The organism is Syntrophotalea sp. (assembly GCF_050253115.1).
GTDB classification, from domain to species: Bacteria; Desulfobacterota; Desulfuromonadia; order Desulfuromonadales; family Syntrophotaleaceae; genus Syntrophotalea; species Syntrophotalea acetylenica.
In genome coordinates this window covers 1-6,850 of sequence record NZ_JBFWJQ010000129.1, presented here as the reverse complement: position 1 = coordinate 6,850, position 6,850 = coordinate 1, and the positions used below count along the sequence as shown (strand labels likewise).

General features: G+C 59.8%; 8 protein-coding genes. 4 read left to right on the top strand and 4 right to left on the bottom strand.

The window, feature by feature from the left end; genetic code table 11:
• From AB7E65_RS11340 to AB7E65_RS11325, 4 genes are all read right to left on the bottom strand, one after another.
• Positions 1-983: KamA family radical SAM protein (locus AB7E65_RS11340; RefSeq protein ID WP_428745938.1), on the bottom strand; the 983-nt coding region annotated here is incomplete at its 3' end.
• A gap of 30 nt (positions 984-1,013) precedes the next feature.
• On the bottom strand, positions 1,014-1,496 hold the full coding sequence (locus AB7E65_RS11335) for a GNAT family N-acetyltransferase (protein WP_428745937.1): 483 nt from the start codon (positions 1,494-1,496) through the stop codon (positions 1,014-1,016).
• A complete protein-coding gene (locus tag AB7E65_RS11330; RefSeq protein ID WP_428745936.1) occupies positions 1,489-2,499 on the bottom strand; it encodes a D-alanine--D-alanine ligase family protein in 1,011 nt (336 codons plus the stop codon). Before AB7E65_RS11330 ends, AB7E65_RS11335 begins: the two co-directional genes overlap by 8 nt.
• Positions 2,453-3,535: a D-alanine--D-alanine ligase family protein gene (locus AB7E65_RS11325; RefSeq protein ID WP_428745935.1), complete on the bottom strand. Its 1,083-nt coding sequence runs from the start codon at positions 3,533-3,535 to the stop codon at positions 2,453-2,455. The genes AB7E65_RS11330 and AB7E65_RS11325 overlap by 47 nt, the downstream gene beginning before the upstream one ends.
• Positions 3,536-3,957: 422 nt before the next feature.
• Between AB7E65_RS11325 and htpG the strand changes: the two genes are divergently transcribed.
• From htpG to AB7E65_RS11305, 4 genes are all read left to right on the top strand, one after another.
• Positions 3,958-5,805, top strand: a complete 1,848-nt coding sequence (htpG, locus tag AB7E65_RS11320) for a molecular chaperone HtpG (protein ID WP_428745934.1) — start codon at positions 3,958-3,960, stop codon at positions 5,803-5,805.
• Positions 5,806-6,018: 213 nt separating this feature from the next.
• Positions 6,019-6,252: a hypothetical protein gene (locus tag AB7E65_RS11315; protein WP_072287570.1), complete on the top strand. Its 234-nt coding sequence runs from the start codon at positions 6,019-6,021 to the stop codon at positions 6,250-6,252.
• 53 nt (positions 6,253-6,305) lie between these two features.
• A complete protein-coding gene (locus tag AB7E65_RS11310; protein ID WP_072287571.1) occupies positions 6,306-6,572 on the top strand; it encodes a hypothetical protein in 267 nt (88 codons plus the stop codon).
• A 63-nt stretch (positions 6,573-6,635) separates the two neighbouring features.
• On the top strand, positions 6,636-6,850 hold a 215-nt coding region (locus tag AB7E65_RS11305; RefSeq protein WP_428745933.1), incomplete at its 3' end, for a hypothetical protein.

Here is a 6,850-nt window from a genome sequence, read left to right as displayed (position 1 = left end):
TCGCCCAGTTGCTGCAGGTAATCGGGCAGCAGAGGGATCTTGCCGCCGCCGCCGGGGGCGTCGATGACGTAGGCCGGTACTGCCAGGCCGGAGGTGTGTCCCCGCAGGGCTTTTATCACTTCCAGTCCTTCCTCGACGGTGGTGCGGAAGTGTTCCGTGCCCTGCACCAGGTCGGCCTGGTAGATGTAGTAGGGCCGCACCCGGATGGCGAGCAGTTTCTGCATCAGGCGCTTCATCACCCGCGGATCGTCGTTGATGCCGCGCATCAGCACCGTCTGGTTGCCCAGCGGAATGCCGGCGTCGGCGAGGCGTGCGCAGGCTTTGGCGGAAGTCGGCGTGATCTCGTCCGGGTGGTTGAAATGAGTGTTGAGGTACAGGGGGTGGTAGCGGCGCAGCAGCCGCACCAGGTTCGTGGTGATGCGCTGTGGCAGCACCACCGGCACCCGCGAACCGATGCGGATGATTTCCACACTCGGGATGCGGCGCAGCTGCTCCAGGATCTCTTCGAGGTTTTCGTCGCCCAGCAGCAGCGGATCGCCACCTGACAGGATCACGTCGCGAATTTGGGGGTTGGCGCGGATATAGTCGATGCCCGCGGCAATGGTCTCCCGGGTGACTCTCATATGCTCGCCGCCGACTTTGCGCTTGCGGGTGCAGAAGCGGCAATACATGGCGCATTCCGAGCAGACCATGAACAGCACCCGGTCGGGATAACGATGCACCAGGTTGGCCACCGGACTCTGCTCTTCTTCCGCCAGAGGGTCGGCACAGCAGACGTGATCCTCGATTTCCAGTGCGGACGGAATGGCCTGCCGCCAGATGGGGTCGCCAACGGCGTGGATCAGGCCGAGATAATAAGGGTTGACCCGCATCGGATAACGCTCCACGACCGCTTCGAGGGGGGCCGGATCGATGCCGTAACGGCGCAGCAGGGCGCCGGGGCTGGTCACGCTTGCCTGCAATATTTTTTGCCAGGTTTCCATGGATGGTCTCACGACAGGAAAGATGTTGGTTTACAGATCAAGTGTTTGGTCCAATCGTTTGACAAAGGTGATGCGATCATCGCCGGGGCTGTAAAAATCCCGTATGCGGGATTCCTCCACGTATCCGGCCTGGCGGTAGAATCTCCGGGTGCGCTCATAACCTCCCTGGGAGGAGGTCTCCAGGCAGACGAGCCGGCCGCCGTGTTGCCGAGCGTATTCCTCAACCTGCGCCATCAGGCGTCTGCCGACGCCTCGGCATTGCGCCTCGGGGCACACCGCGATCCAGTACAGGGTGACGTTGCCGTCGGCCAGAGGGGTGGGACCGTACAGCACGTAGCCCTGGACGTCGCCGTCGGTCTGCGCCACCGCGACCCGATAGTCGATCTGGGCGGGGTCGTCCAGGACGATGGCCAGAAGTTCCATGGCGCAGGCGACCTCTGCCTCGGTAAAGGCGCCGGTACTGCGCAGGATGCGCTGCAGGTGCGGCAGGTCTGCAATTGTCAGGTCACGCATGACTCGGCTCCTTGCGTTGTATGGCCATCTGCACGATGCGTTCGATGAGCGCCGGGTAGGGGATTTCCGCGGTTTTGGCGGCTCTGGCCAGCCCGGCATCGGAGCAGATATCGGGATTGGCGTTGACTTCCAGGATGTAGGGTATGCCGTCGCGCAGGCGGATATCGACCCGGGCGTAATCACGGCATTCCAGGATCTTGCAGGCGCGCAGCGCCACATCCCGCACCAGCATTTCTTCCCGCGTGCGCAGCGGCGCCGGGCACACCGGCCGGGTGCGGGCGAACTCCATGCTGGACTCCAGCCATTTGCCGTCATAACTGACGATGGGGTGGGGCAGGCCCTCCTCAAAGACGATTTCGGAAATCGGCAGCACCTCCAGGCGCCGGTCGCCCAGCACCGCCGCATTCAGCTCGCGGCCGTCGATGAATTCCTCGATCAGGGCTTCCTGACGGTAGGTCTCGTGGATGAACCGCACCCGCTCGCGCAGGGCCCTGTCCGTACTGACCACACTGTCGCTGGTGATGCCGAGGGAGGCGTCTTCAGCGCGCGGTTTGACGATCAGCGGAAACGCCATGTCATGGGAGCGCAGCAGGTGCTGGCCCGGCCGGGCCACCGTGTATCCGGGCGTGGGCAGGTGGTAACGGAGCAGCAGATCCTTGGTGCGGACCTTGTCCTGGGTAAGGCCCAGGCTAAGGGGTGTGGAGCCGGTGTAAGGCAGGCGCAGCAACTCGAACAGCGAGGCTACATGCATCTCCTGACGGCTTTCCCCCCAGAAGCCTTCACAGAGATTGAACGCCACCGCGGGCGACAACCGCCGAAGCGCGTCGACGAAACTGGCCGGATCCGGCCCCAGGGCCACCAGATGCGCGTCGTAGCCCCGGCTTTTCAAAGCCCGGGCCACTTCGGCGGCTTCCTTTTCCGCCCCCTGCTCGGAGATCAGGTCGGCGTCGCAGCCCTTAGCCGGCCGTGACGGCGCGCGATTGAAACAGACAGCTACTCTCATGGTGATTTCCCGTAAGGTTCAGGCGTTTGACGGCGGCATCCACGACGGCCAGGATCAGGTCCGTATAAGACAGACCGGCGGCGCGCGCGGCTTTGGGAAAACAACTGTTCTGTTCCGGGCGCGGCAGGATGCCCGGCAGGGGATTCAGCTCGATGATGTGGGGGCGGCCGTGTTGATCGAGGCGCACATCGATGCGGCACCAGTCCCGGCATCCCAGCACCTGGAAGGCGCGGCGACACAGATCTTCGATGGCTTGCTGCAAGGCCGGTTCGAGCCGCGCCGGGCAGGTGAAGATCCGCAGCGGATCGTCCTCACGGTCCCAGATCCATTTGGCTTCGTAGGAATAGATGGGGTTGACGCCGGCCGGCAGGGCCTCGAAATTGATTTCGACAGCCGGCAGCACACGCAGATCCGCGCCGTTGCCCAGCACCGCCACGGTAAACTCCCTGCCGGGCAAAAATTCCTCGATCAGCGCCGGCTGACGATAAACTTCCAGCACCTGGCGCACCTGCCGCAACAGGGCTTTGCGGTCGCGAACCAGCGAGGCGTCGGGCACGCCTTTACTGGAGCCTTCGAGGATCGGCTTGACCATCTGCGGATAGCGCAGGCGGGCCGGCACCTGGTCCACGGCGGTAACCGTCGTGAAGCGTGGCGTGGCGATGCCGTGACAGGACAGGATTTCCTTGGTGCGGCGCTTGTCCAGACAGATGCCGAGAGTCACCGGATCGCTGCCGGTGTAGGCCAGGCCCAGCATGTCGAGCATGGCGGGCATCTGTGCTTCGCGGCTGGCGCCGAGGAGGCCCTCGGCCATGTTGAATACCAGGTCGGGTTTCAGCCTGCGCAGGCTGTCGAAAGCATCGAGATCGGCCTCCACCAGCGAAACCCGGTGCGCGCTCGCCAAGGCGTCCCGCACCGCTTCGATGGTGTGGATGTCGTCCCATTCGGCGTACAGATCGTCAACGGCGGAAGGAGGGTCGTCGGCGGAAGATACAGCGGTACGGTCAGCCTTCAGGTTGAAGGCGAGAGCGATATGCATGACTGGAACCCCTTTTTAAAAGCCACGTGCGAAAAAAGCCCCCGAGGGGGATGCCGTTTTTGACGGGCGGGGTGCCTGGCGGCGGGCGGCGATAAAAAGGGGTTGCTTTTTATGTCGTTCGTCTGCTGTTCCCACCCTGAAACGGCGAATAATGGTTTGCTATATACTCCTGGCACATGGGGCTGTCAACTGGAAAAATGCTCTCTTCCAAGCTATTGAAAACAATGGGGAAAATCAGTTTCAGGGGCGAATGTCGCGGAAATTTCACAAAGCGGCCGGAAACTTCCCGGCGTTTGCGCCAAAGCGGTATCGCATGTCCCGCATTTGCCGTGCAATGGGGCTTGCGTCTTGACAAACCGTCCAGCCGTTACTACATTCTGCCCACCACACATCCTGAATTTTACAAGGAGGAATGACGAGTTATGCCGGATAACGCCAAGATGGAAAAAGGCCATATTTCCATCCACACCGAGAACATTTTCCCCATCATCAAAAAATGGCTCTACAGCGAAAAAGAGATCTTCCTGCGGGAGCTGGTTTCCAACGGCGTGGACGCCATCCACAAGCTTCAGCACATCAACCTCATCGAGGGTCTGCAGCTGGAGGACGAATACGCCATCGACATCACCGTCGACAAGGACGCGGGCACCCTCTCCATCCGCGACAACGGCCTGGGCATGACGGCCGACGAGGTGCGCAAATACATCAACCAGGTCGCGTTTTCCTCGGCCGAGGAGTTTGTGGAAAAATTCAAGGACCTGGACGACAAGAACCAGATCATCGGCCATTTCGGCCTCGGGTTCTATTCGGCGTTCATGGTTTCGGAGAAGGTGGAAATCTTCACCCGCTCCTATCAAAGCGACGCTGTGGCCGTGCACTGGGTATGCGAAGGCTCCACCGATTACCATCTCGAAGAGTGCGACAAGGCGGGGCGCGGCACCGAAGTGGTGCTGCATCTGGGCGCCGAGGAGAAGGAGTTTCTTGAACCCTTCCGCATCCGCGAGATTCTCAAGCGTTTCTGCAATTTCCTGCCGGTGCCGATCCGCCTGGCCGGCGACGTGGTGAACGACCAGAACCCGCTGTGGACCCGCTCCGCCTCTGAGGTCAAGGACGAGGAATACCGCGACTTCTATAAAAAACTCTATCCCCTGGCCGACGAGCCCCTGTTCTGGATCCATCTGAACATCGACTACCCCTTCAACCTCAAGGGGGTCCTGTATTTCCCCAGGCTGACCACCGAGTTCGACGTGGCCAAAAGCCATATCAAGCTGTTCTGCAACCAGGTGTTCGTTTCCGACAACTGCCCGGAGCTGATTCCCGAGTTCCTCAATCCGCTGCAGGGCTGTCTCGACGCGCCGGATCTGCCGCTCAACGTGTCGCGCAGCTATCTGCAGAACGAGCCGCAGGTGCGCAAGATCCGCGAGGTTATCAGCGGTCGCGTGGCGTCCAAGATCGTCGAACTTGCCAAGGGCGACCGCGCCGGCTTTGTTCCGGTCTGGGAAAACATCCACACCTTCGTGAAATACGGCATGCTGCGCGATGACAAGTTCCACGACAAACTCAAGGACCACGTCATCTATCGCCTGGCAGGCAGCCAGGAATACGTCACCCTGCCGGAGTACCTGGAAAAAGCCGCCGCGAAGCACGCTGACAAGGTTTACTACACCAACAACGAAGCGGCGCAGAGCACCTATCTGAAGCTGTTCGCCAACCAGGGCATGGACGTTCTGGTTCTTGACAGCCTTATCGACAGCCATTTCATCCAGTTTCTGGAGATGAAAAACGGCAAGGTCGCTTTTCAGCGCGTCGACAGCGACGTCACCGAAAATCTCATCGAAGAAGACGCCAAAATTCAGCTGCCCGGCAAGGACGAACGCAAGGCGCGTCTCGACCGCATCCGGCAGCTGTTCGAGGAAGCCATTAAGGCCGACGGATTTTCGGTGCGTGTCGAGAATTTCAAGGATGACAGCGTGCCCGGGATGGTGGTGCTGTCCGAGCAGACCCGGCGGCTGCAGGAGATGACCCGCATGCTGCGCAAGGGCGATGAAAATCCGTTTGGTGAGCACACCTTGTGCCTGAACGGCAAATCCCCGGTGGTCGATACCATTATCGGTCTTAAGGACCAGGGCCGCGACGAAGACGCCGCCATGCTCATGCAGCAGATCTACGATCTGTCCATGCTGCCCCACTGCGCCTTCGACAGGGAACGCATGGCCGCTTTTCTGGAGCGCAGCAACCGGATTCTGTGCAAGTTCGGATCGCTTGGCTGAGCTGTGTTTATCCGGAAACATCGGATGGAAGCAGCGCGGTTTTCATGTTAAAACCGGCCCTTTTCCGCTGTGGCGGCATCAATCGGCGGGAAAGGGCCGTCTCCGGGCGAAAACCAGCAAAAGCTATGGGTTGCGCTGGGATGGACGCCTCTGCTATCTTAAACAAATAATGTTTTGAAATCGCAAACAGCCTGTACTGGGAGGATTGCCGACATGCTCTTTCGTAATAAATGCACCGCCTGTGATTTCTGGACCATTTTCGAGCTTAAAACCGAAGGCGAAAAAGCCTTTCAGGTATGCACGCACTGCATGGCGCAAACCGCCGTTGCCAACGACAGCCAGCTGGAAGCCCGCATCCGCGACGGTGAAAAGGACGTACAGGCTCTTGCCGGTCATTTCCCGGCCCTGTCCCGGTTGCAGGAGCGTGGCGATCACGTCAAGTTGTAAACCACCTATAAAAGGAGAGGCGCCCGGTTCGAAAAGTCGGGCCCTGCGGTGACATGGAAAAGAGAATAAAGGAAGTCGAGCCGATTCTGCATCGGCAGAAATGTCCGGCCTGCGAGTATTACACCGTGTACCGGGCGATTCCGGCCGGCGACAAGGCCCTTGACACCTGTACCTACTGCGGTCACCAGGTAGCCATCGCCTGGCACCATGAAATCAAGGCCGTATTCAAAAACACCGAGAAATTCCTCAAAAACATGGAAGAGATGTGTCCTGAACTCAAGGATCTCAAGAATCCCGGCGACCATATCAAACTGGACTGAACAATTTCCGTAATTGCGTATACGACAAAACATATCTGTTATGATAATCATAGGAGACTGGCAGTGAAAGCAACCTTGATCATCCCTGACGCCGAGGTGGCAGGAAAGTACGGTTTGGAAACGGTGACCGAACTGCGGTGCAACGAAGAGTTTTGTGCGACATCCTTCGGATATCCCGTGCTCCAGTTGCCCAACGGCGATATTTTCGACTGCCCCACGTTTCGGGAAATCCGCGAGGCCTGCGATGCCACGCTGGAAACCGACAACCTGGTAAAAGT